The sequence below is a fragment of the Pseudomonas sp. SP16.1 genome, from assembly GCF_052682975.1.
Map to the genome: position 1 here is coordinate 4,995,432 of NZ_JBQYFZ010000001.1, position 25,331 is coordinate 5,020,762.

19 protein-coding genes are annotated in these 25,331 nt (G+C 67.0%); 2 read left to right on the forward strand and 17 right to left on the reverse strand.

From position 1 onward, the window contains the following. Nucleotides 1-124: 124 nt before the first annotated feature. The 10 genes from dbpA to ACUTAF_RS23560 form a co-directional block, all read right to left on the reverse strand. Complete coding sequence (gene dbpA, locus ACUTAF_RS23515; protein WP_445582233.1) at nt 125-1,498, reverse strand: ATP-dependent RNA helicase DbpA; 1,374 nt, start codon at nt 1,496-1,498, stop codon at nt 125-127. A 52-nt stretch (nt 1,499-1,550) separates the two neighbouring features. Continuing rightward, nucleotides 1,551-2,975, reverse strand: a complete 1,425-nt coding sequence (mdtD, locus tag ACUTAF_RS23520) for a multidrug transporter subunit MdtD (RefSeq protein WP_445582234.1) — start codon at nt 2,973-2,975, stop codon at nt 1,551-1,553. Between the two features lie 170 nt (nt 2,976-3,145). Next, nucleotides 3,146-4,843: a choline dehydrogenase gene (betA, locus tag ACUTAF_RS23525; RefSeq protein ID WP_445582235.1), complete on the reverse strand. Its 1,698-nt coding sequence runs from the start codon at nt 4,841-4,843 to the stop codon at nt 3,146-3,148. 200 nt (nt 4,844-5,043) lie between these two features. Beyond that, nucleotides 5,044-6,516: a betaine-aldehyde dehydrogenase gene (gene betB / locus ACUTAF_RS23530; protein ID WP_445582236.1), complete on the reverse strand. Its 1,473-nt coding sequence runs from the start codon at nt 6,514-6,516 to the stop codon at nt 5,044-5,046. Between the two features lie 257 nt (nt 6,517-6,773). Beyond that, a complete protein-coding gene (gene betI / locus ACUTAF_RS23535) occupies nt 6,774-7,367 on the reverse strand; it encodes a transcriptional regulator BetI (protein WP_445582237.1) in 594 nt (197 codons plus the stop codon). A 280-nt stretch (nt 7,368-7,647) separates the two neighbouring features. Next, a complete protein-coding gene (locus ACUTAF_RS23540) occupies nt 7,648-8,499 on the reverse strand; it encodes a glycine betaine ABC transporter substrate-binding protein (RefSeq protein WP_445582238.1) in 852 nt (283 codons plus the stop codon). 206 nt (nt 8,500-8,705) lie between these two features. Next, on the reverse strand, nt 8,706-9,650 hold the full coding sequence (locus tag ACUTAF_RS23545; protein WP_445582239.1) for a choline ABC transporter substrate-binding protein: 945 nt from the start codon (nt 9,648-9,650) through the stop codon (nt 8,706-8,708). A 33-nt stretch (nt 9,651-9,683) separates the two neighbouring features. After that, complete coding sequence (locus tag ACUTAF_RS23550; protein WP_445582240.1) at nt 9,684-10,562, reverse strand: ABC transporter permease; 879 nt, start codon at nt 10,560-10,562, stop codon at nt 9,684-9,686. Next, on the reverse strand, nt 10,555-11,760 hold the full coding sequence (locus ACUTAF_RS23555; protein ID WP_445582241.1) for a quaternary amine ABC transporter ATP-binding protein: 1,206 nt from the start codon (nt 11,758-11,760) through the stop codon (nt 10,555-10,557). Before ACUTAF_RS23555 ends, ACUTAF_RS23550 begins: the two co-directional genes overlap by 8 nt. An 828-nt stretch (nt 11,761-12,588) precedes the next feature. Beyond that, nucleotides 12,589-13,533: an ABC transporter substrate-binding protein gene (locus tag ACUTAF_RS23560; protein ID WP_445582242.1), complete on the reverse strand. Its 945-nt coding sequence runs from the start codon at nt 13,531-13,533 to the stop codon at nt 12,589-12,591. 251 nt (nt 13,534-13,784) lie between these two features. Here ACUTAF_RS23560 and ACUTAF_RS23565 point away from each other — a divergent pair, with 251 nt between their 5' ends. Together ACUTAF_RS23565 and gbdR are read left to right on the forward strand one after the other, a co-directional pair. Then, nucleotides 13,785-15,161 carry an L-serine ammonia-lyase gene (locus ACUTAF_RS23565; protein WP_445582243.1) on the forward strand — a complete coding sequence of 459 codons (1,377 nt, stop codon included), beginning with the start codon at nt 13,785-13,787 and terminating at the stop codon, nt 15,159-15,161. Nucleotides 15,162-15,549: 388 nt separating this feature from the next. Next, complete coding sequence (gbdR, locus tag ACUTAF_RS23570; protein WP_445582244.1) at nt 15,550-16,647, forward strand: choline metabolism transcriptional regulator GbdR; 1,098 nt, start codon at nt 15,550-15,552, stop codon at nt 16,645-16,647. Between the two features lie 264 nt (nt 16,648-16,911). Here the strand turns inward: gbdR and ACUTAF_RS23575 are convergent, their stop codons facing one another. The 7 genes from ACUTAF_RS23575 to ACUTAF_RS23605 form a co-directional block, all read right to left on the reverse strand. Further along, nucleotides 16,912-17,169 (reverse strand): hypothetical protein, encoded by a 258-nt coding sequence (locus tag ACUTAF_RS23575; RefSeq protein ID WP_445582245.1) that lies wholly within the window; start codon nt 17,167-17,169, stop codon nt 16,912-16,914. A 20-nt stretch (nt 17,170-17,189) separates the two neighbouring features. Then, nucleotides 17,190-17,963 carry an electron transfer flavoprotein subunit beta gene (etfB, locus tag ACUTAF_RS23580; protein WP_445582246.1) on the reverse strand — a complete coding sequence of 258 codons (774 nt, stop codon included), beginning with the start codon at nt 17,961-17,963 and terminating at the stop codon, nt 17,190-17,192. A 112-nt stretch (nt 17,964-18,075) separates the two neighbouring features. Next, entirely contained in the window at nt 18,076-19,305 is a 1,230-nt protein-coding gene (gene etfA / locus ACUTAF_RS23585; RefSeq protein ID WP_445582247.1) for an electron transfer flavoprotein subunit alpha, read from the reverse strand. A gap of 97 nt (nt 19,306-19,402) precedes the next feature. After that, on the reverse strand, nt 19,403-21,364 hold the full coding sequence (dgcB, locus tag ACUTAF_RS23590) for a dimethylglycine demethylation protein DgcB (RefSeq protein ID WP_445582248.1): 1,962 nt from the start codon (nt 21,362-21,364) through the stop codon (nt 19,403-19,405). Between the two features lie 152 nt (nt 21,365-21,516). After that, nucleotides 21,517-23,577, reverse strand: coding sequence for a dimethylglycine demethylation protein DgcA (gene dgcA / locus ACUTAF_RS23595; RefSeq protein WP_445582249.1), 2,061 nt, complete (start codon nt 23,575-23,577; stop codon nt 21,517-21,519). A gap of 98 nt (nt 23,578-23,675) precedes the next feature. Then, nucleotides 23,676-24,206, reverse strand: coding sequence for a DUF5943 domain-containing protein (locus ACUTAF_RS23600; RefSeq protein WP_445582250.1), 531 nt, complete (start codon nt 24,204-24,206; stop codon nt 23,676-23,678). Nucleotides 24,207-24,327: 121 nt separating this feature from the next. Then, nucleotides 24,328-25,305: a dipeptidase gene (locus ACUTAF_RS23605; RefSeq protein ID WP_445582251.1), complete on the reverse strand. Its 978-nt coding sequence runs from the start codon at nt 25,303-25,305 to the stop codon at nt 24,328-24,330. Between the last annotated feature and the right edge of the window lie 26 nt (nt 25,306-25,331).

Below are 25,331 nucleotides of genomic sequence, written 5' to 3' on the forward strand. Positions count from 1 at the left end.
TACCTGCGTTGCCATCGCTGCGTTAAAAGCAGGCTCAAAATGCTCATTTACAGCTCGTAAACTCCGCTTTTTCGCCTGCTTTTGCCTTGCGCTGGCTGCCTCGTCTACGTTTTTCAACGGCCTGCTAGAGCAGGCGCACGCGTAACGTGCGCCCCTTGATCTTGCCTTCGGCGAGGCGTTTGAGGGCCTGTCTGGCCACGTCGCGCTCGACCGCGACGAAGGCCTGGTAGTCGAACAGGGCGATCTTGCCGACCTGGCTGCCAGGCAGCCCGGCATCGCCGGTCAGTGCGCCGAGGATGTCGCCGGGACGCAGCTTGTCCTTGCGCCCGGCGCCGATGCACAGGGTATGCATCGGCGGCAGCAGTGGTTCGCCGGCCTTGTCGGCAGGCAGCGGGTACCAGGCCAGTTCCCTGCCCTGCAGCGCCTCGATGGCCTGGGCGCGGCCGGCTTCGGCCGGTGCCACCAGGCTCAGCGCCAGGCCCTTCTCGCCGGCCCGGCCGCTGCGGCCGATGCGGTGGATATGCACCTCGGCATCGCGCGACAGTTCGACATTGATCACCAGCTCCAGCCCGGCGATGTCCAGGCCGCGGGCAGCCACGTCGGTGGCCACCAGCACGCTCAGGCTGCGATTGGCGAACAGCGCCAGGACCTGATCGCGCTCGCGTTGCTCCAGGTCACCGTGCAGGGCGGCGGCGGAGATCTTTTCCGCCTCCAGCTGCGCGGCCAGCTCGTCGCACTGCTGGCGGGTGGCGCAGAAGGCCACCGCCGGCTGCTTGCGGAAATGCCGCAGCAGGGTGCTCACCGCCTCCAGGCGCTGGCCCGGGGCGATCTCGTAGAAGCGCTGCTCGATCTGCCCGTCGTCATGCTGGGCCTCGACTTCGACCCGCTCGGGGCTGCGCAGGAAGCGCGCGGCGAGCTGTTCGATAGCGGCCGGGTAGGTGGCGGAGAACAGCAGGGTCTGGCGCCGCGCCGGGGTCTGCTCGATGATTTCGGCGATGCTGTCGATAAAGCCCATGTCGAGCATGCGGTCGGCCTCGTCGAGCACCAGGGTATTGAGGCCGTCCACTTTCAGCGTGCCCTTGCGCAGGTGCTCCTGCACCCGCCCCGGGGTGCCGACTATGACGTGGGCACCGTGCTCCAGCGAGCCGATCTGTGGGCCGAAGGGCACGCCGCCGCACAGGGTCAGCACCTTGACGTTGTCGGCGGCGCGGGCCAGGCGGCGGATTTCCTTGGCCACCTGGTCGGCCAGCTCTCGGGTCGGGCACAGCACCAGTGCCTGGCAGCCGAAGTAGCGAGAGTTGAGCGGGTGCAGCAGGCCGAGGGCGAAGGCCGCGGTCTTGCCGCTGCCGGTCTTGGCCTGGGCGATCAGGTCGCGGCCCTTGAGGATCAGCGGCAGGCTGGCGGCCTGGATCGGCGTCATCTCGGCATAGCCGATGGCGGCGAGGTTGGCCTGCATGGCGGCGGACAGGGGCAGGCTGGCGAAGGCGGTGGTGGTCACGGCGAGGCTCGGGGCTGGCGAAACAGGCCGGCAGTGTAGCAGGCTACGGCCTTCAATCCTCCGGCGGTACGTCGAGGCGCCGCGCGCGGCGGCCGTCTGCCGGGTCGAGCTGGAGGAAGATCGCCGCGGCCAGCATCGACAGCAGGCCGATGCACAGGTAGGTGGCCTGGAAGGCCTGCAGCACATGGCCCTCACCAGCGAACTCGCGGCTGAAGCCGCCCAGCAGCGCCGCCGAGGCGGCCACCCCCAGGCCCATGGCCAGCTGCACCACCACCGCCAGCAGGCTGTTGCCGCTGCTGGCGTCGCGGTTGTCCAGGTCGATCAGGGTGACGGTGTTCATCGCGGTGAACTGCAGCGAGTTGCAGGCCCCGATCAGGCCCAGCTGGACGACCAGCTGCAGTGTGGAGGTGCCTGCATCGACCAGCGCCAGGCTGGCGATCAGCGCGCCGAGCAGCAGGGTGTTGCCGGTGAGGATGCGGCGGTAGCCGAGACGCTCGATCAGCGGCTGGGCCAGGGGTTTGATCGCCATCGCCGCCAGCGCCAGGGGGATCAGGCTCATGCCGGCCTGCGCCGGCGAGTAGCCCATGGCCAGTTGCAGCAGAAGCGGGGTGAGAAAGGGCAGGGCGCCACTGCCGAGGCGGGCGAACAGGTTGCCGATGATGCCCACGGCGAAGCCGCGGGTATGGAACAGGCTCGGGGCGAACAGTGGCTGCTCGATGCGCCCGGCGCGCAGCCAGTAGGCGGCCAGGCAGGCCAGGCCGCCGAGCAGCAGGAGCATCACCCGCATGGTCGGCAGGTGCAGCTCGCCGAGTCCCTCCAGGGCCACGGTGATCAGCAGCATGGCGGCGCCGAATAGTACAAAGCCCGGGGTGTCGAAGCGGCTGCGGCTCGGCCCGCGCAGGTCCGGCATATGCCGCAGCGCCGCCCAGCAGCCGAGCACGCCGACCGGCAGGTTGATCAGGAAAATCCAGTGCCAGCTGGCCACCTCCACCAGCCAGCCGCCCAGGCTCGGGCCGAGCAGCGGGCCGAGCAGGCCGGGCAGGGTGACGAAGCTCATGATCCGCACCAGCTCCGAGCGCGGGTAGGCGCGCAGTACCACCAGGCGCCCGACCGGCAGCATCAGCGCGCCGCCGAGGCCCTGGATCACGCGTGCGGCCACCAGCATGGTCAGCGATCCGGCGAGGGCGCAGAGCAACGAGCCGAGGCTGAACAGGGCGATGGCGCCGAAGAAGATGCGCCGCGTGCCGAAGCGGTCGGCGAGCCAGCCCGAGGCGGGGATCAGCAGGGCCACGGTGAGCAGGTAGGCGATCACCACCGACTGCATGCGCAGCGGGTCCACCCCCAGGTCGCCGGCCATGGCCGGCAGCGCGGTATTGAGGATGGTGCCATCGAGCGTCTGCATGAAGAAGGCGATGGCGACTATCCAGGGCAGCAGGCGGGCGGTGCGTGGGTCGAGTGGGGTTGCAGCGGGCGGCATCGCTCGTCCTGGGGAGGGGCTGGCAGGCCGCAATGATCGGCGCGATGGGGCCGGTCATCAACCCCTTGCAGCGTGTCCGTCTTTATCGCGAACCAACTCGCCGCTGCAGAGGTGCTGCCTCATCCTGGCACGGCGAGTCGGTTCGCGATGGGGCCGATAGGGCCCCACCCTCAGGCCGCCGACACCGGTCGCTGCGGTCGGCCGCGCACCGGCTTGGCGCCGGCGACGAAGTACTTGGCGTTGCTGCGCGGCAGCGGCGCGCGGCCGCGAATCCGGTCGGCGATCTTCTCGGCGAGCATGATGGTGGTGGCGTTGAGGTTGCCGGTGATGATCTCCGGCATGATCGACGCGTCCACCACGCGCAGGCCCTGCAGGCCATGCACCCGGCCCTGGCCGTCGACCACCGCCATGGCGTCCTCGCCCATCTTGCACGAGCACGACGGATGGAAGGCGGTCTCCGCATGTTCACGGACGAAGGCGTCCAGTTCGGCGTCGCTCTGGCAGTCCGGGCCGGGGCTCAGCTCGCGTCCGCGGAAGGCATCCAGCGCCGGCTGGGCCATGATCTCGCGGGTGATGCGGATGGCGTCGCGGAACTCCTGCCAGTCCTGCTCGTGGCTCATGTAGTTGAACAGGATGCTCGGGTGCTGGCGCGGGTCCTTGGATTTCAGCTGCACGCGGCCGCGACTGGGCGAGCGCATGGAGCCGACATGGGCCTGGAAGCCGTGCTCCTTCACCGCGTTGCTGCCGTTGTAGTTGATCGCCACCGGCAGGAAGTGGAACTGGATGTTCGGCCACTCGAATTCCGGGCGGGTGCGGATGAAGCCGCCGGCCTCGAACTGGTTGCTGGCGCCCAGACCCTTGCCGCGCAGCAGCCAGTTGGCGCCGATCGGCGGCTGGTTCCACCAGCGCAGCGCCGGGTAGATCGACACCGGTTCCTTGCAGGCGTACTGCAGGTACATTTCCAGGTGGTCCTGCAGGTTCTGGCCGACGCCCGGCAGCTCGTGCACCAGGGGGATGTCCAGCTCGCGCAGCAGGGCGGCGGGGCCGACCCCGGAGCGCTGCAGGATCTGCGGCGAGGCGATGGCGCCGGAGCACAGCAGCACCTCGCGGCGGGCATGGACGATCACCGGCTCGTTGCCGTCGCCGTGCAGGTAGGCGACGCCGCTGGCGCGTTTGCCATCGAACAGGATGCGATCGGTCAGGGCATGGGTGACGATGCGCAGGTTGGGCCGGCCGCGCGCCTGGTCCAGGTAGCCGCGGGCGGTGCTGGAGCGGCGGCCCTGTGGGGTGACGGTGCGATCCATCGGGCCGAAGCCTTCCTGCTGGTAGCCGTTGAGGTCGTCGGTACGCGGGTAGCCGGCCTGCACCCCGGCCTCGACCATGGCGTGGAACAGCGGGTTGTTGCCGGTCTTGGGCGTGGTCACCGAGACCGGGCCGTCGCCACCATGGTAGTCGTTGGGGCCGATATCGCGGGTTTCCGCCTTGCGGAAATAGGGCAGACAGTCGAGGTAGCTCCAGTCTTCCAGGCCCGGCAGCTTGGCCCAGTTGTCGAAGTCCAGGGCGTTGCCGCGGATGTAGCACATGCCGTTGATCAGCGACGAGCCGCCCAGGCCCTTGCCGCGGCCGCATTCCATGCGCCGGTTGTTCATGAAGGGTTCCGGCTCGGTTTCGTAGGCCCAGTTGTAGCGCCGGCCCTGCAGCGGGTAGGCGAGGGCGGCGGGCATCTGGGTGCGAAAGTCGAGGCGGTAGTCGGGGCCGCCGGCTTCCAGCAGCAGCACGCTGACGCCCTCGTCCTCGGTGAGACGGGTGGCCAGCACGTTACCGGCCGAGCCGGCTCCGATGATGATGTAGTCGAATTCTTGCGACATGGGGCGTCACCTGTATGACGGGTCTGCGCAGCCCCTAGGGTGGGTTAGGCGCAAGACCGGGCTTGTTCTGCATCCGATTTCGGTGCGCCGTAACCCACCGGGTCGATCGGATTGGCGAGCTGGTGGGTTACGCGGCTTTTGCTGCCTCTGGGCTTCAGGCTTTGAGGTTCGCGCCGCTAACCCACCCTACGGACGGCTATTCAAAACACCGAGGCGTAGCCGCCCAGTTCCACCTGCACCGACTTGATCCGGGTGTAGTGGGCCAGGGTGGTCAGGCCGTTCTCGCGGCCGACGCCGGACTGCTTGTAGCCGCCCACCGGCATCTCGGCCGGCGACTCGCCCCAGGTGTTGATCCAGCAGATGCCGGCCTCCAGCTGGTGGATGACGCGGTGCGCGCGGGCCAGGTCGCGGGTCACCACGCCGGCGGCGAGGCCGTAGTCGGTGTCGTTGGCGCGGCGGATGACTTCCTCTTCGCTGTCGTAGATGAGGATGCTCATCACCGGGCCGAAGATTTCCTCGCGCACTATGGTCATGGCGTCAGTGCAATCGGTGAACACGGTCGGCGCGACATAGGCGCCCTTGGCGTACTCGCCGTCGAGGACGCGGGTGCCGCCGATCAGCAGGCGCGCACCCTCCTCGCGGCCCTTGGCGATGTAGCCGAGCACGCTGTCCATATGGGCTGCGCTGACCAACGGGCCGAAGTTGGTGTCCTCGGCGAGCGGATCGCCCAGGCGGATGCGCTTGACCCGCTCCAGCACCTTGGCTTCGAAGCGCGCCTGCAGCATGCGCGGCACGAACACCCGAGTGCCGTTGGTGCAGACCTGGCCGGAGCTGTAGAAGTTGGCCATCACCGCGATGTCGGCGGCGCGATCCAGGTCGGCGTCCTCGAATACGATCAGCGGCGACTTGCCGCCCAGCTCCATGGTCACTTCCTTGAGGGTGGAGCTGGAGGCGCTGGCCATCACCTTCTTGCCGGTGCTGGTGCCGCCGGTGAAGGAAATCTTCTCGATGCCGGGGTGCTCGGTCAGCCACTGGCCGAGTTCGCGGCCGCTGCCGGTGAGCACGTTGAACACGCCGGCGGGCAGGCCGGCCTCGGTGTAGATCTCGGCCAGCTTCAGCGCGGTCAGCGAGGTGACCTCGCTGGGCTTGAAGATCATCGCGTTGCCGGCGGCCAGGGCCGGGGCGGATTTCCACAGGGCGATCTGGATCGGGTAGTTCCACGCGCCGATGCCGGCGACCACGCCCAGCGGCTCGCGGCGGGTGTAGACAAAGGAGGATTCGCGCAGCGGGATCTGCTCGCCCTCGATGGCCGGGATCAGGCCGGCGTAGTACTCCAGCACGTCGGCGCCGGTGACGATGTCGACGTTGCGGGTTTCGGAAAGCGGCTTGCCGGTGTCCAGGGTTTCCAGCTCGGCCAGCTCGTCGTTGCGCGCACGCAGGATGTCCACCGCCTTGCGCAGGATGCGCGAGCGCTGCATGGCGGTCATCGCCGCCCACAGCTTCTGCCCCTGCTGGGCGCTGGCGACGGCACGCTCGACGTCGGCCTGGCTGGCGCGCTGCAGCACGGCGAGCGCCTCGCCGGTGGCCGGGTTGATGCTCTCGAAGGTCTGGCCACTGGTGGCGGCGACGTACTGGCCACCGATATAGAGCTGCTGGTCGTCGAAGCGGGGCATGGGCTGTCCTCTGTGCGGCGAGTGAATTGGGCTGAAGGACAGGCTAGTTTATTTATATTGAACGATCAATCAATAAAAACGACCCGGGGCGGCCAAAAGCGACATGGGGCGGTGCGCCGGATGCGTCATGCGCACCTTCGGTCGAGGCTGGAGGATTGGGAAGTTTGCTGGTGCGCGCGCCCCTGGCGCCCGCGCGTCCTGCGGAGGAAGTGCGCCTGGGTGGATGGCAGGGGCTCTAACCGCGAGCCGACGGGCCCCTAGGTGGTGGCTTTGCCCAGTTGCAGATCCAGATAGTCGTAGGCGATCTGCCGCGCCTGCTCGGTGTCGAAGGCCTCGCCGGACAGCGCGCCACGCAGCCACAGGCCGTCGATCAGCGCCGCCAGGCCGCGTGCCGCGGCGCGCGCCTCGAACGGCGGCAGCACCTGGCGGAACTGGCCGCAGAGGTTGGAATACAGGCGGTGGTCGTTGATCCGCTGCAGGCGGCGCAGCGCCGGGTGGTGCATGCTCGCCGCCCAGAACGCCAGCCAGGTCTTGATCGCCGGACCGTTGACCTGGCTGTCGTCGAAGTTGCCGTCGACCAGCGCGCGCAGGTGGGCGCGCGGGTCGCTGCTCTTGAGCGAATGACGGCGCGCGCGCACCGCCTCGCTGAGTGCCTGCATCAGGTGGCGCATGGTGGCCTCGAGCAGGCCGTTCTTGTCCTGGAAATAGTGGCTGATGATGCCGTTGGAGACGCCGGCCAGGCGCGCGATATAGGCGATGCTGGCGTCGCCCAGGCCGACCTGGTCGACGGCTTCCAGGGTGGCGGCGATCAGTTGCGAGCGACGGATGGGTTGCATGCCGACCTTGGGCATGGGGCTCTCCAGCGGTAAAGGTGGGCCGGAGTCTAGGCGGATATTGATCGTTCGATCAATCAAACGAGATGGGGGAGCGAGGGGAAAGGAGAGGGCGATCCCGTCGTTTTGCACGGTTCGAGGGTTGCGGCGTCCACCCCGGGGGGCTGGGCGGCGGCCCGTAGGGTGCGCCGCGCGCACCGCGTTCATCCGCGCCAGTCCTGGTGCGCACAGCGCACCCTACTGGGCAGAGACGACGAAGCGGGCCGAGGCCCGCTTCGTTTTCACGCCGGGTGGCCTCTCACTGCAACCAGCCCTCGACGCGCTGCGGGTTGGCGGCGATCCAGTCCTTGGCGGCCTGCTCCGGCTTGGCGCCGTCGCGGATGGCCAGCATCACCGCGCCGACTTCCTCGCCGCTCCAGGAGAACTTCTTGAGGAAGGCGGTGGCGTCGGCAGCCTTGGCCTCGAGGCCCGGGTTGACCACGGTGTCGACGTGCTCGTCATCGCCGTAGACCTTCTTCGGGTCTTCGAGGAAGCGCAGTTTCCACTTGGCGAACATCCAGTGCGGAATCCAGCCGGTCACCACGATGGGTTTCCCCGCCTTCTCGGCGCGGGTCAGGGCGGTGGCCATGGCCGGGCCAGAGCTGGGCATCAGCTTGATGCTGGCCAGGTTGTATTCCTTGATGGCTTCTTCAGTGCGGCGCATCACGCCGGCACCGGCGTCGATGCCGGTGATCTTGCCGTCGAAGTCCTTGGCGTACTTCTCCAGGTCTTCGATGCTCTTGGCCTCGACGTAGTCGGGCACGATCAGGCCGATCTTGGCCCCTTCGTAGTTGGCGCCGAGCACCACCACCTTGTCCTTGAGCTTCTCGAAGTACTCGCCGTGGGTGGCCGGCAGCCAGGCGGAAAGGGTGGCGTCGAGGTCGCCGCGCGCCACGCCCTGCCACATGATGGCCGGTTCGACCGGTTTCAGTTCGACCTTGTAGCCGAGCCTGCTCTGCAGGATTTCACCGGCGACATGGGTGGCGGCGACGCTGTCGTCCCAGCCGTTGACGTAGCCGATCTTCAGGGTGGGTTTGTCGGCGGCGAGGGCGCTGCCCATGCCGATGGCCAGGGCGGCGACGCCGAGGCAGAGGGTCTTGAGTGTACGCATGCTGTGCTCCGTCAGTTGAGTGGCATCTCGATCGGTGTTACTGGCCCGTTCTGATCGCGGGCCTTGCGAGACCGGGCGGCACTGCCGGTCGCCGGTTCGCGGGCAAAGCGCTCCCCGTCGCGGCCATGTGAAAGCCGCTAGTCATCGATGAGGAGGTTTCCGGGTTCGAGCCACCGGGCTTCGAACCCGAATCGGGTCGTGGCCTGTTACAGCCCGACGTGTTTCTTCACGGCAGCCGCGCCGTCCTGGCCGTCGAAGGTGGTCACGCCGCTCAGCCACTGGTCGAGGATCGCCGGGTTGGCCTTGATCCAGGCCTTGGCGACGTCCTGCGGGTTTTCCTTCTCCAGCACCTTCTCCATCAGCTGGCTTTCGATCTCGACGCTGAACTGCAGGTTGTTCAGCAGCTTGCCGACGTTGGCGCAGCGCGCCTCGTAATCCGGCGGTACCACGGTGTAGACCTTGGCCGCGCCGTAGTCGGGACCGAACACGTCGTCGCCGCCGGCCAGGTAGGTGATGTCGAACTGGGTGTTCATCGGGTGCGGCGCCCAGCCGAGGAAGACCACCGGCTCCTGCTTCTTGATCGCCCGCGACACCTGCACCAGCATGCCGGCCTCGCTGGACTCGACCATGCGGAAGCCGCCGAGGCCGAACTGGTCGCCCTTGATCATGCCGTCGATCAGCAGGTTGCCGTCGTTGCCCGGCTCGATGCCGTAGATCTTGCCGCCGAGCTGCTCCTTGAACTTGGCGATGTCCTGGAAGCTTTTCAGCCCCGCGTCGGCGGCATAGGTCGGCACCGCCAGGGTGTACTTGGCGCCTTCGAGGTTGGGTTTTTCCAGCACCTTGACGCCGTTGTCCTTGAGGAAGGGCTCGATCACCGCATCCATCGACGGCGCCCAGTAGCCGAGGAAGGCGTCGATCTGGCCGTTCTTCACGCCGGTGAAGGCGATGGGTACCGACGCCATGATCTTGCGCGGCTGGTAGCCCAGGCCTTCGACCAGGGTCATGGCCACGCCCGTGGTGGCGGCGATGTCGGCCCAGCCGATCTCGGCGAAACGCACCTGCTTGCAGCTTTCCGGCTCCGCGGCCATGGCGCCTTGCGCCAGGGCGCAGGAAAGCAGGCCGATGGCGGCGGTGGTCTTGATCGTTTTCATCTGCGGTTCCCTATGGAATGAAACGGATAAGGTTTACTGACGCTGCAACTTGCCGCTGAACCAGGCGAACACGCCGCGGCGGGCAGTCTGCTTGGTGCCGAAGCTTTCGGTGATGCGGTCGAGGATGATCGCCAGCAGCACCACGGCCATGCCACTCTCGAAGCCTAGCCCGATATCCAGGCGCTGGATGCTGGCGAGCACGTCGTTGCCCAGGCCGCCGGCGCCGACCATCGAGGCGATGATCACCATCGACAGGGCCATCATGATGGTCTGGTTGACCCCGGCCATGATCGACGGCATGGCGTTGGGCAGTTGCACCTTGAACAGCAGCTGGCGGCCGTTGCAGCCGAACGACTGGCCGGCCTCGATGATCTCCTTGTTGACCTGGCGAATGCCCAGGCTGGTCAGGCGCACCGCCGGCGGCATGGCGAAGATCACCGTGGCGATGATCCCCGGCACGCGGCCGAGGCCGAACAGCATGGCCGCCGGGATCAGGTAGACGAACGCCGGCATGGTCTGCATGAAGTCGAGGATCGGCCGGATCACCAGCGCCACCCGTTCGCTCTTGGCCGCCCAGATGCCCAGCGGGATGCCCAGCAGCAGGCTGATCAGGGTGGCGGAGAAGGTCAGGCCGAGGGTGACCACGGTCTGCTCCCAGAAGCCGGTCATGACGATGAGGATGAACGACACCGCGGTGAAGGTGGCGAAGCGCGCGCCGATGCGCCACAGGCCGAGGCCGACGAAGATGGCGATCAGCAGCCAGGCTGGCGGCAGCATCAGCAGGGTCTCGATGCCTTCGGAGAAGCCGCTGACCAGGCCGCCGATGCTGTCGAACGCGCCGCTGTAGTTGTCCAGCAGGTGCTGGACGACGTCGTTGACCCAGCTGCCCAGGTCGAGTTTCTTGTCACTCATGGGATTCCCCCTGCAGGCGGGTCAACAGGCGGCCCTTGCTGATGGCGCCACAGTAGTGGCCCTCGGCGTCGACCACCGGGATCGGCCCCTCGTTGTCCACCAGTCGGTCGATGACCTTGTCCAGCGGCATGTCCTCCGGTACCGGCACCACCCGCTTGAGGCCGTCGATCTCCAGCGGCCGCGGCGTGTCGCCGTCGACCATCAGGGCGATCTTCTCCAGGCTGATCGAACCGCAGAAATTGCGCTGTTCGTCGACGATAAAGGCGTAGTGCTTGTCCAGCGCCTGCAACTCCTTGCACATCTTGGTGGCGTCCGGTGCCTTGCCGTTGTAGACGTAGGTCGGCACGCTGTCGGCCTTGAGCTGGCCGGCGGTGAGGTAGCGGCTGGTGTCGACGGTGTCGAAGAAGTTGCGCACGTAGTCGTTGGCCGGGTTGTCGATCAGCTCCTGCGGGGTGCCGACCTGGATCAGCTTGCCGCCTTCCATGATGCCGATGCGGCTACCGATGCGCATGGCCTCCTCGATGTCGTGGGAGACGAAGATGATGGTGCGGCGGTGGGTCTTCTGCAGCTCCAGCAGCACGTCCTGCATCTCGCGGCGCTTGAGCGGATCGAGGGCGGAGAAAGCCTCGTCCATGATAATCATCGACGGGTTCACCGCCAGCGCGCGGGCCAGGCCGACGCGCTGCTGCATGCCGCCGGACAGCTCGTGCGGATACTTGTGGGCGAAGGTGTCGAGGCCAACCTGCTTGAGCACGTCCATGGCGCGCTGCTCGCGCTCCTTGCGGCCGACACCGGCCACTTCCAGGCCGAAGGCGGCGTTGTCCAGCACGCTGCGCGAGGGCATCAGGGCGAAGGACTGGAAGACCATGCTCATGTCGCGGCGGCGCAGGTCGATCAGCTGCGACTGCGGCAGCTTGGCGACGTTCTGGCCGTCGATATAGACGTCGCCGGCGCTGGGCTCGACCAGGCGGTTGATCAGGCGGATCAGGGTGGACTTGCCGGAGCCGGACAGGCCCATGAGGACGAAGATCTCGCCCTCCTCGACGCTGAACGAGACGTCGCTGACACCGATCACCGCGCCTTTCTCGGCAAGGATCTTCTCCTTGCTCCAGCCTTCCTTGAGCAGCGCGATGGCTTCTTGTGGGTTGGAGCCGAACACCTTGTACAGGTGCTCGACCACGATCTTTCCAGACTGCATGGGACGTTTCCCCTTCAATCGGCAACCGAATAAGACTGGCACAGCCTGGCGCGCGCCGCTGGGGCGCCCATCAGACGAGACAGACTTCCGATGCCTGCGTGGGTGAGTGCTGAGTAACGAGGGGTTGGCGAGCGTCTTGCGCCGGGATGTGGCGGGGGCGTCCGGGCAGGTCGCGGCGTACGCGCGCTGGACGTGATGGTCCCGTGCGTTACCGAAGCGTGCTGATGAGTGTCCCTTGCCTTGCCGTGTTGCAAACCGCTTTCCAAAACCTCTGGCAGTGTTTCGAAGCCCAGTCCGTTGGGGGTTCATGCGCCGTCCTGGCGCATGCGTACATCCGAAATTTCTTGTTGGTCCGGCACCCGGTCAGGAGGGGTGCTGGCGCTTGTCTGTTCTTCGGTCCAGAGGTGTGGGCTCTGGTCTGCCGCCCTGCTGGGCAGTGGCGGCAGCGACGTTGTCGGCTGACTCAACGATATAGGCTTGCAGCCTCGGCAATTGTCGCTTTGCGACTCTGACGTGCTGGGCGGCGACATGCCATCGTACGGCGCTTGTCGCCGTGGGTTAACCGTTGGTTTGCAGGTACCGGCGACCACTGCCCAGGCAGCCGGCGTTGCGCAACAGACCCTAAAGACCGTAACAGATTTGTTTGCCCCTTGGCCAAGGGGCAAAGCCTTGCGGCGCCTGCTTCGCGGCCCTGCGGGAGGGCTTCGGGCGGCTTGTCCCGGGGGCTGTGGCGATATCGAAAAAAACCTGCCGCAAGGGAAATCGGCGAGCGCATTGCGTCGCCTCGCGCCGCCGTGCGCACCAGGTGCACAGGGTCGCGGCACGCCTTCAGCGGGTTTGTCCCGGGGACAGGCCGAAGATGCCGCTGATCGGCGTGCCGCTGCGGTGGGTGACGCCCTCGAGCCAGGTGGCGATGGTCTGCGGGTTGTCCTCGATCCACGCCTTGGCCACCCGGCGGCGGTTGGTATTGCCCTCCAGTACCGCGCTCATCAGCTGGTTCTCCGCGGCGATGGTGAAGGTCATGTTGCGAAACAGTCGCGCCAGGTTCGGGCATTCGCCGCTGAAGCCGCCGCGCGCCACGGTGTTGACCTGCGCCGCGCCGTAGTCGGGGCCGAAGTAGTCGTCGCCGCCGGCCAGGTAGTTCATGCGCAGGCGTTCGTTCATCGGGTGCGGCTCCCAGCCGAGGAATACCGCCCACTTGCCCAGGCGCTGGGCGCGTTCGACATGATTGAGCATGCCGTTCTCGCTGGACTCCACCAGTTTGAAGCCGCCCAGGCCGAAGGTGTTATCGCGGATCATGCCCTTGATCATCTGGTTGCCCTCGTTGCCGGGCTCGATGCCGAAGATCTGGCTGCCGAGCTGCTCCTTGAACCTGTGGATATCGGCGAAGTCGCGCAGCCCGGCCTCGTAGCCGGGGGCGAGCACCGCCAGGGTGTAGCGCACCGTCGGCAGGTTGGTCTGCAGCTTCTCGATCCGCCCGCTGTCCAGGTGCGGCTGGACCAGGTCGCTCTGCGCCGGCATCCAGTTGCCGAGGAATACGTCCATCCGGCCCTCGGCGAGGGCGAGGTAGGTTTCCGGCAGCGACATGCGCTTGATCTGGGTGCGGTAGCCGATCTCGCCGAGCACCAGGCGGGCCACCGCGGTGGTCATGGTGATGTCGGTCCAGCCCACGTCCGGCAGGCGGACCAGCTCGCAGCGGGCGGCCTCGGCGGCCTGCAGGCCGCTGGAGCTAAGGAGGGTGAGCGCGAGCAGCCAGTGCGTGAATCTGTTCATCAACCGTACCTGCCTCTGTGAGTGAGCGGGGCGCCGGGGTGAGAAGCTTCCTTGAAGGAGCGGGCGCGTTAGTACACAGCAAGAGGCATGGTCCGCTGCTGGCGAAATGCGACGCCGACATGCCGAAAACAGACCCCTGTCGTGCGCGCGGCGCCGAGGACGCGAATGGGCAAGCATAAGTCGGTGTCAGACCTCGCCTGGATGGCGAAAACCCGATCATTGGCGTCGACTAATCCAGCGAGGTTGCCACAGTGGCCATCAGCGTATTCGACCTGTTCAAGATTGGCATCGGGCCTTCCAGCTCGCACACGGTGGGGCCGATGCGCGCCGCCGCGCTGTTCGTCGAGGCACTGCGCGAGCGCGCCGTGCTGGAGCGCGTGCAGCGCATCGAGGTGCGCCTGTACGGTTCGCTGTCGGCCACCGGCATCGGTCACGGCAGCGACACCGCGGTGATCATGGGCCTGATGGGCGAGTGGCCGGATCGCATCGATCCGGCGCAGATCGCCCCGCGCATCGCCGCCCTGCGTGAAAGCAACAGCCTGCTGCTGGACAACCGCCTGGCGATCGACTTCGACTGGGCGCGCGACATGCGCCTGCTCGACGAGAACCTGCCGTATCACCCCAACGCCATGAGCCTGATCGCCTTCGATGCGGCCGGCGAACTGCATGCCGACACCTACTACTCGGTGGGCGGCGGCTTCGTCGTCGATGCCGCGCAGGCGGCCAGCGGGGTGCTGGACCAGGATCACACCCAGCTGCCCTACGACTTCTCCAGCGGCGCCGAGCTGCTGAGCCTGTGTCGCCGGCACGGCCTGCGCGTGTCGCAGCTGATGCTGGAAAACGAGAAGGCCTGGCGCAGCGAGGCCGACATCCGCGCCGGCCTGATGCAGCTGTGGCAGGCCATGCAGGACTGCGTCGCCCAGGGTCTGACCGAGGAAGGCATCCTGCCCGGCGGGCTCAAGGTGCGCCGGCGTGCGGCCAAGCTGCACCGCAGCCTGCAGGAGCTGGGCAAGCCCAACGTGATCGGCAGCACCATGAGCGCCATGGAGTGGGTCAACCTCTACGCCCTGGCGGTCAACGAGGAGAACGCCGCGGGCGGGCGCATGGTCACCGCGCCGACCAACGGCGCGGCGGGGATCATCCCGGCGGTGCTGCACTACTACATGCGCTTCAACCCGGACGCCAGCGACGCCGACGTGGTCGACTTCCTGCTGGCCGCGGCGGCGGTGGGCATCCTGTGCAAGAAGAACGCTTCGATCTCCGGCGCCGAGGTCGGTTGCCAGGGCGAGGTGGGCTCGGCCTGCGCCATGGCCGCGGCGGGCCTGGCCGAGGTGCTCGGTGCCAGCCCGGAACAGCTGGAGAACGCCGCCGAGATCGGCCTGGAGCACAACCTGGGTCTGACCTGCGACCCGGTCGGCGGGCTGGTGCAGGTGCCGTGCATCGAGCGCAACGCGATCGCCGCGGTGAAGGCGATCAACGCGGCGCAGATGGCCCTGCGCGGCGATGGCGAGCACCACATCTCGCTGGACCGGGTGATCCGCACCATGCGCGACACCGGCGCCGACATGCACGACAAATACAAGGAAACCTCGCGCGGCGGCCTGGCGGTCAGCGCCATCGAGTGCTGAGAGACGGCGGTCCGTCACGGTGCGCCCGCACCCTCTTGGTGCGGGGCGCACGCCCCCTGGAGCGCCGCCCCGGATGGACATCGTTACCGTCAACCGGGCGTCCAGGTAGCGGGGTGACAGGCGCCGGTCGGTCGGTGCTACCGAAGTGCACAGCGGCCGCGCGGCGATTTCGATAGGTCGCAAACGGAATGCTTGTGTCGCTCCTGGCTAGGCCAACTGGCACGCGACTTGGTAGGTCATCACCATTTTTCTTGAATGCCTAATCAATTTAGGCACGACCTTTGCCTAGGGATAGGCATGCAGTCGAGGGCAGCGTCCCGCGGCGCCATAACAACATCGAAGCCCGTCGAATCGGGCTCATCCCGTGCTTAGCGTGAGGGTTGAAACCATGTCGCAGTCCACTCCCGGGGCCCAGCCCCAGAATCGCGTGCCCCAGTCCATCGGTTTCCTGCTGCTGGACAGCTTCACCCTGATTTCCCTCGCCTCGGCGGTGGAGCCGCTGCGGATGGCCAACCAGCTGTCGGGCAAGGAGCTCTACCGCTGGCATACCCTGACCCATGACGGTCAGGCGGTAGTGGCCAGCGACGGCCTGCAGATCACCCCGGACGCCGCCATGCACAACGCCCCGGCGCTGGACGCGGTGATCGTCTGCGGCGGCGTCGACATCCAGCACAGCGTCAAGCGCGAGCACGTCAGCTGGCTGCAGGCGCAGGCGCGCCACGGTCGCCAGCTCGGCGCGGTGTGCACCGGCAGCTGGGCGCTGGCCAAGGCCGGCCTGCTCGACGGCTACGACTGCAGCGTGCACTGGGAATGTCTGGCCTCGATGCAGGAGGCCTTCCCGCGCGCCGCCATCACCACCCGGCTGTTCTCCATCGACCGCAACCGCCACACCAGCTCCGGCGGCACCGCGCCGATGGACATGATGCTGCACCTGATCGCCCAGCAGCACGGCCGCGAACTGGCGGCCGGCATCTCGGAGATGTTCATCTACGAGCGCATCCGCAACGAGCAGGACCACCAGCGCGTGCCGCTCAAGCACATGCTCGGCAGCAACCAGCCCAAGTTGCAGGAAATCGTCGCGCTGATGGAGGCCAACCTCGAGGAGCCGATCGATCTCGACGAACTGGCCTGCTTCGTCGACATCTCCCGTCGCCAGCTCGAGCGCCTGTTCCAGAAATACCTGCACTGCTCGCCGTCGCGCTACTACCTGAAGCTGCGCCTGATCCGCGCGCGCCAGCTGCTCAAGCAGACCAGCATGTCGATCATCGAGGTGGCCTCGGTGTGCGGCTTCGTCTCCACCCCGCACTTCTCCAAGTGCTACCGCGAGTACTTCGGCATTCCGCCGCGCGACGAGCGCGCCGGCCAGCAGGGCGCCAACCTGGTGATGCTGCTGCCGATCCCCGAGCAGCAGGGCAACTCCAGCGCCGTGCTGGCGCTCAATCGCGCCCAGGGCGAATCGACCTTCGCCAGCGTGCGCCTGCTGTAAGGCACAGCGGCAACGCAAACGGGGCGCCAGTGGCGCCCCGTTTGTTTCTGGTTGCACAGGATATCGTAGGCCGGGTCGGGCGGCGTTCCGCTTCAACCCGGCAGGTGTAGGGTGGGCTTTAGCCCACCACCCTGTGGCCTTCTGGCTTCACTGTCACCCTTGTGGATTTTGGTTGACCCCATCCGTATATGCCTTGGTGGGCTGAAGTCCACCCTACGGCGCACCCTCCGCGCGGAGGGTGCGCCGTGTGCGCCGCGGGATCGATCAAGCCGAAGCCGGCTTTGGCACCAGCGCCGGCAGCAGATGGCGGCTGATCGCCTCGCGTACGTTGGGCAGCAGCGTCGCGCTGCCGCCGAGCAGTTCCTCCACCAGGCGCCGTAGGGCCAGCGCGCGCTCCGGGCTGAGACCGCTGACGGCCAGCTCGCAGGCCTGCTCCGGGCTGGCACCGGAGGGGATGTTCAGGCCCAGGGCCACCAGGCGTTCGCGGAAGTCTTCCTGGTCGATCAGATCGGCATGCATCATGGTTGAACTCCTCAGGGCGTCTAGCGCAGGACGCCTTCCTCGATTAACAACTTGAAGATAGCCTCGGCGCCGTCCTGTGGCGAGACATCCTTGAGCACCTGGCCGCCACCGCCGCTGGCCTTGGCGGTGGCCGCCTTCATCCGTTCGGCGCCGCTCTTGGCCTTGATCACTTTCAGGCGCTTGGGCCGCGGGCGTGCCGGCTGCAGGCTGGAGGCTGCCAGCAGCTCGTCGTCGACCACGGTGACCTCGTGCGCCTCGATCTGCCCGCGACGGGCCGGGCCGAAGGCGCTCTGGCGCGCCACCGGGGCGGCGTTGTCGACGCTGGCGACGCAGGGCAGGCGCACCTTGAGCCGGCGCCGCTGGCCGCGGGGCAGGGCCTGCAGCACCTGGGCCACGCCGTTCTCGACCTTCTCCACCTCGGCCAGGCCGACCACCATCGGCCAGCCCAGGCGTTCGGCCAGGAGGAAGGGCAGCATGCCCGAGCCCTCGCCGGTTTCCGCCTGGCTGCCGGTCAGCACCAGCTGCACGCTGCTGCCTTGCAGGTAGTCGACCAGCAGCGGCAGGGCGTCGGCGCCTTCGGGCTGCTCCAGCACGTCGAGCTGGTCGAGGCCCATGCCCAGGTAGCCGCGCAGCGCCTCGGCCTGCGGGTCGCCGGCATGCAGCAGTTGCAGATTCTGCCCGGCCAGGCGCAGGCCGAGTTCCACCGCGCGGGCGTCCTGTTCGGCGCGACGCGGGCGGGCCGAGGCCGGGTGGGCGCCGACCGAGACCAGGGTGACGACTTTCAACTCACTCATGGATCAGCTCCATAGGGTGGAAGGGGCTTTTTCTTCCACCGGCGATGCAGGGTTGTTCTTGGTGGATGGATGAAGCGTCATCCACCCTAGGGGATCGCCGCGCAACGGACGTTCAGGCCGCATCGCGCTTGCCCTCCTGGCGCCAGGCGGCGACACGTTCCATCAGCGCTTTGAGAATCGCCGCCGAATCGCCGATCACCGACAGGTCGGCGCGTTTGATCATGTCGCAGCCCGGGTCCATGTTCACCGCCACCACCTTGTCGCAGGCGCCGATGCCCTGCAGGTGCTGGATGGCGCCGGAGATGCCGACGGCCAGATAGACCCGCGCGGTGACCCAGGTACCGGTGGCGCCGACCTGGCGATTACGCGGCATGAAGCCGTCGTCCACCGCCACGCGGGAAGCGCCTTCGGTGGCGCCGAGGGCAACGGCGGCGCGATGGAACAGCTCCCAGTCCTTCACCCCGTTGCCGCCGGAGAGAATGAACTCGGCCTCGGCCATCGGAATCTGCGCCGGGTCCACGGCTACCGGGCCGAGATCTTGCAGGCGCGCCAGGCTGTGCGCGACGGCGGCGGCGAGCTCGACCGGGCGGGCCTCGTGACGCGTCTCGCTGACCGGTTCGGCGCATTCGGCGGCGGCCAGGATCAGCCGCGGCAGGGCGCGCTGGATATCCTGCTGGCCGGCACCGGCACGGCCGATGCACTGCTCGTTGGCCACCTGCCACACGCGAGTGGCCGGGCGCTCGCCGAGCTTGGCGGCCAGCCGGCGACCCAGTTCGCCGCCGCCGCTGCGGCTGTCCGGCAGCAGCCAGTGCCGCGGGGCGAACTGGCCTTCGACCGCGCTGAGTGCCAGCACGCGTGCCTCGGGGGCGTAGCCGGCGAAGGCGTCACCGTCGATCTGCAGCAGGCGGTCGACGCCGGCGGTATCGAAGGCGCTCTCCTTGTGCTCGCCGAACAGCACCGCGAGCACCGCGCCGCCGTCGCCGGCAAGCGCGCGGGCCAGGCCGAGCAGGTCCTTGTCGTGGCTCGACAGACGGCCGCCGACCATGTCCGGCACCACGGCGATGATGTGGCTTGGTTGCTCTACCACATGCAACGGCAGCTGCACGACGGCGCTGGCCGCGCCACGCTTCTGTCCGCCGCCCTGCTGGGCGCCGGAGCGGTCGATGCGCTTGATCCCGGCCGGGCCGATAAAGCCGGCGGCGATGGCATGCGGGTTCTTGCGGATCAGCCCGTTGGGGCCCATCCAGCTGGTCTCGGCCTTCTGCATGGAGGCATGCAGCGGGTGCAGACGGTTGCGCGCGATCCATTCGGCGCGTGGGTCGCGGCGGATAATGTCGCTCATGGTTGCGCCTCCAGAAGGGTCGTTGTGGCAGCCGGCTTGCTGACGAGCTGGCTAGCTGCCTGCAGGCGGATTGCCAGGCATGACGGGTATCGTTTCATCACTGTACCTCCGCCACTTCACGCCGAGCCGACGGCTTTTTTGCCGCCACCTCGGTGGCCTCGATCAGCACCTCGGCGACCAGCTCGGCGATGTCCTTGATCTCCGGACGCGGGGCGACCACGCCTTCGAGCATCGCGGTGCACTGCGGGCAGCCCACGGCCACCAGTTCGGCGCCGGTCTCCTTGATGTCGACCATGCGCATGTCGGGGATCCGCTGCTTGCCGGGGATGTCGGTGATCGGCGCGCCGCCGCCACCGCCGCAGCATCGCGAGCGGAAGCCGGAGCGTTCCATTTCCTTGACCTCGATGCCGATGGCCTTGAGCACGGCGCGCGGCGCCTCATACTCGCCGTTGTAGCGGCCGAGGTAGCAGGGATCGTGGTAAGTCACGCTGGTCGCCTTGCTCTGGCCGAGGTTGAGCGACCCCTTGCGCACCAGCTCGTCGATGAAGGTGCTGTGGTGCAGCACTTCGTAATGGCCGCCCAGGGCGCCGTACTCGTTCTTCAACACGTGGAAGCTGTGCGGGTCGCAGCTGACGATGCGCTTGAAGCGGTACTTGCTCAGGGTGGCGATATTGCGCTTGGCCAGGCTTTGGAAGGTCGCCTCGTCGCCCAGGCGACGGGCCACGTCACCGCTGTCGCGTTCTTCCAGGCCGAGCACGGCGAAGTCCACGTCGGCAGCCTTGAGCACCTTGACGAAGGCGCGCAGGGTGCGCTGGTTGCGCATATCGAAGGCACCGTCGCCGACCCAGAACAGCACGTCGGTTTCTTTCTTCTCGCTGAGCAGCGGCAGGTTGAGGTCGGCCGCCCAGTTCAGTCGGCCGCCGGGGGCGAAACCGCCCGGGTTGTCGGTAGCGATCAGGTTGTCCAGCACCTCGGCGCCCTTGTTCGGCGTGGCGCCTTTTTCCAGGGTCAGATGACGGCGCATATCGACGATGGCGTCGACGTGCTCGATCATCATCGGGCATTCCTCGACGCAGGCGCGGCAGGTGGTGCAGGACCACAGGGTCTCCTCATCGACCAGCGCCTTGCCGTTCAGATCGACGATCGGCAGGTGCGGGCCGCCGCTGTGTTCGCCCAGCGGCTTGCCCGGGTAGGGGCTGCCGGCGAACTTGGCGTCGTTGCCACCGGCCAGGCCGATGACCATGTCCTGGATCAGCTTCTTCGGGTTCAGCGGCTGGCCGGCGGCGAAGGCCGGGCACATGGCCTCGCACTTGCCGCACTGCACGCAGGCGTCGAAACCGAGCAGCTGGTTCCAGGTGAAGTCGGTGGGTTTCTCCACGCCCAGCGGCGCTTTCGGGTCGTCCAGGTCCAGGGCCTTGAGGCCGGTCGAACGGCCGCCACCGAAGCGCTCGGCGCGGCGGTGCCAGGCCAGGTGCAGGGCACCGGCGAAGGCATGCTTCATCGGCCCGCCCCAGGTCATGCCGAAGAACAGCTCGGACACGCCCCAGGCCACGCCGATGGCGAGGATGGCGGCCAGAATCCAGCCGCCGAAGTTCTCGGGAAGGATACCGGCCACCGGCAGGGTGGCGATGAAGAAGCTCGCCGCGAACATCAGCAGGCTCTTCGGCAGGCGCATCCACGGGCCCTTCGACAGCCGGCTCGGCGGGTTGCGCCGGCGCTTGGCGACGAACAGCGCGCCGACGAACATCAGCACGGTGGCGGCCAGCAGGGCGAAGCCGAGGATACGGTTGTGCAGGCCGAAACCGTGCACGAGGATCGCCAGTACGGCGGCCAGGACGAAACCGCCGGCGGTAGCCACGTGGGTCTTGGACATGTACTTGTCGCGCTCGACCACGTGGTGCAGGTCGACCAGGTAGCGGCGCGGCATCTTGAGCAGGCCGCCGAGCCAGTCGACCTTGGCCGGCCGGCCGCGGCGCCACATGAAGAAGCGCTTGCCGGCGCCGAGCACGGCCAGGCCGAGGGCGGCGAACAGCAGGATGGGGAGGATGGTGTTCAACATCGGTTGGTCTCCTTGGCGGGACCGAGAGAGTTACGCCGAACCAGTTCCCTCTCCCTTGGGGGAGAGGGTTAGGGAGAGGGGAGTGGCCCGCTACCGAGTTGGCAGATCACCCTCTCCCCCCGCCCTCTCCCGCAAGCGGGAGAGGGGGCCGCTTAAAAGTCCTTGCACAGGCGCAAGGCGTCGTAGATCGCCGCGTGGGTGTTGCGCTGGGCCACGCAGTCGCCGATGCGGAACAGCAGGTAGCCGTCGCCGGTTTCGCTCAGGCAGGGCTGCGGCTTGATCGCGAACAGCGCCTCGACGTCGATCTGGCCCTTGTTGCGCGAGCCTTCCTTCAGCGCGTAGTACAGCGACTCGTCCGGACGCACGCCGTTCTCCACCACCACCTGGTCGACCACGCGCTCTTCCTTGGCGCCGGTGTATTCGTTCTCCAGCACCGCCACCAGCTTGTCGCCCTCGCGGTAGACCTTCTCCAGCATCATGTCGCCGGTCATGATCACTTCCTTGGGGTAGATGCTGCGGTAGTAGGTGGGGAAGCTGGTGCCGCCCATGGCCACGCCCGGCTTGATATCGTCGGTGACGATCTCGACCTGCGAGCCCTTGTCGGCCATGAAGTCGGCCACCGACATGCCGGTGAATTCGCAAATGGTGTCGTACACCAGCACGTTCTTGCCCGGGGCGACCTTGCCGTCGAGCACGTCCCAGCTGCTCACCACCAGGCCTTCGGCCGCGCCCCAGTGCTCGTTCTGCTCCAGGTACGGATGGCCGCCGTTGGCCAGCACGATGATGTCGGCGCGCATGTCCTGGATGGTCGCCACGTCGGCGGCGGTGCCCAGGCGCAGGTCGACGTTCAGGCGCGCCAACTCCAGCTGGTACCAGCGGGTGATGCCGGCGATCTGGTCGCGCTGCGGAGCCTTGGAGGCCGTGGTGATCTGACCGCCCAGGGCATCTTTCTTCTCGAACAGGGTTACGTCGTGGCCACGCTCGGCGGCGACGCGCGCCGCTTCCATACCGGCCGGGCCGCCGCCGACTATCACCACCTTGCGCTTGGGCCCGGTGGATTTCTCGATGATGTGCGGCACGCCCATGTATTCGCGCGAGGTCGCGGCGTTCTGGATGCACAGCACGTCCAGACCCTGGTACTGGCGGTCGATGCAGTAGTTGGCGCCGACGCACTGCTTGATCTGGTCGACCTGGCCCATCTTGATCTTGGCGATCAGGTGCGGGTCGGCGATGTGCGCGCGGGTCATGCCGACCATGTCGACATAGCCGCCTTCGAGGATACGGGTGGCCTGGTTCGGGTCCTTGATGTTCTGCGCGTGCAGCACCGGCACCTTGACCACTTCCTTGATCCCGGCCGCCAGGTGCAGGAAGGGCTCCGGCGGGTAGCTCATGTTCGGGATGACGTTGGCCAGGGTGTTGTGCGTATCACAGCCAGACCCCACCACGCCGATAAAGTCGATCATGCCGGTGGCGTCGTAGTAGGCAGCGATCTGCTTCATGTCCTCGTGGGACAGACCGTCCGGGTGGAACTCGTCACCGCAGATACGCATGCCCACGCAGAAGTCGTCGCCGACTTCCTTGCGCACGGCCTTGAGCACTTCCAGGCCGAACTTCATGCGGCCCTCGAAGCTGCCGCCCCATTCGTCGGTACGCTTGTTGACCCGCGGCGACCAGAACTGGTCGATCATATGCTGGTGCACGGCGGACAGCTCGACGCCGTCCAGGCCGCCTTCCTTGGCCCGGCGTGCGGCCTGGGCGTAGTTGCCGATCACCCGCCAGATTTCCTCCGGCTCGATGGTCTTGCAGGTGGCGCGGTGCACGGGTTCGCGGATGCCGGACGGCGACATCAGGGTCGGCCAGTTGAAGCCGTCCCAGCGTGAGCGGCGGCCCATATGGGTAATCTGAATCATGATCTTGGCGCCGTGCTTGTGCATGGCGTCGGCCAGATTCTGGAAGTGCGGGATGATGCGGTCGGTGGACAGGTTGACCGAGGCCCACCATTCCTGCGGGCTGTCGATGGCGACCACCGAGGAACCGCCGCAGATGGCCAGGCCGATGCCGCCCTTGGCCTTCTCTTCGTAATACTTGACGTAGCGCTCGGTGGTCATGCCGCCGTCGGTGGCGTAGACCTCGGCGTGCGCAGTGGAGAGCACGCGGTTGCGGATGGTCAGTTTGCCGATCTGGATCGGCTGGAACATTGCTTCGAAAGCCATTGCGGCACCCTCACGGAAAAGCGGCCTGGGGTCTTTTGTCGGGAGGCGCTTCAGTGGCGATGCTGTCGCGGCTGAAGCCCTCCCCCTTACCTTTATTTTTAGAGCGGTTTGACGCGGAACAGGCCGTGGTCGTGGCCTTCCTGCGAGGCACCGTAGACCTGTTCGGCGACGGTGCGGATGCTGCTGCCCTGGGCCTGCAGAATCTGGTCCATGGCGCCGGCGAACCAGCCGGTGAACATGTAGTCGACCGGGCGCCCGCACTTGCCGTAGACGTAGACGAAGGCCGAGTGATCCAGGCGTACCTCGCAGGTACCGGCCTCGAGGTCGATCGACTGGATCTTGAACAGGCCCCAGCCGCGCTGCGACAGGCGCTTCATGTAGTGCTCGAACACCGCCACGCCGGACAGGCCATGGCACTCGGCTTCCTTCTCGCACCAGTGCCAGGCGGACTTGTAGCCGGCCTTGTAGAGGATCTCGGCGTACTTCTCGGCGCCGAGCACTTCCTCGATGCCGATGTGGTTGTTGACGAAGAAATGCCGCGGCACGTAGAGCATCGGCAGGGCGTCGGTGGTCCAGACGCCGGTTTCGTCGTCGACCAGGATGGGCATTTCGGGGGCGTGGGTGGACATGTGGATCAACTCCGAATTCAAGTCAGGTGTAGGGTGGATGGGGGCGTCTAGCTGGCGCTTTATCCATCCACCGCAAAGGTGAATTGGTGGATGAAGAAAGCGTCATCCACCCTACGTTCGTTTACTCGCCCCAGACTTCCGCCAGGACGCGTACCCAGTTCTCGCCCATGACCTTGCGCACCACGCGCTCGGGCATGCCGCGTTTCAAGAGGGTCTCGGTGAGGTTGGGGAATTCGCCCACGGTGCGGATGCCCAGCGGGTTGACGATCTTGCCGAAGTTGGTCAGGCGGCGGGCGTAGCCCTTGTCGTGGGTCAGGTACTCGAAGAAGTCCTTGCCGTGGCCCTGGGTGAAGTCGGTGCCGATGCCGATGGCGTCTTCGCCGACCAGGTTCATCACGTACTCGATGGCCTCGGCGTAGTCGTCGATGGTCGAGTCGATGCCCTTGGCCAGGAAGGGGGCGAACATGGTCACGCCGACGAAGCCGCCGTGGTCGGCGATGAACTTCAGTTCCTCGTCGGACTTGTTGCGCGGGTGCTCCTTGAGGCCCGAGGGCAGGCAGTGCGAGTAGCACACCGGCTTCTTCGACTCGAGGATCACTTCCTCGCTGGTCTTCGAGCCGACGTGGGACAGGTCGCACATGATGCCGACGCGGTTCATCTCGGCGACGATCTCGCGGCCGAAGCCGGACAGGCCGCCGTCGCGCTCGTAGCAGCCGGTGCCGATCAGGTTCTGGGTGTTGTAGCACATCTGCACGATGCCCACGCCGAGCTGCTTGAACACCTCGACGTAGCCGATCTGGTCCTCGAACGCGTGGGCGTTCTGGAAACCGTAGAGGATGCCGGTCTTGCCCAGCTCCTTGGCCTTGCGGATATCGGCGGTGGTGCGCACCGGCATCACCAGGTCGCTGTTGTCACGGATCAGGTTGTTGCTGGCGACTATGTTGTTCACGGTCGCCTGGAAGCCCTCCCACACGGAGACGGTGCAGTTGGCCGCGGTCAGGCCGCCCTTGCGCATGTCTTCGAACAGTTCACGGTTCCACTTGGCGATGATCAGACCGTCGATGACGATGCTGTCGGCGTGCAATTCGGCTGGGCTCATCAGGCTTGTCCCCTAAACGGATGCGC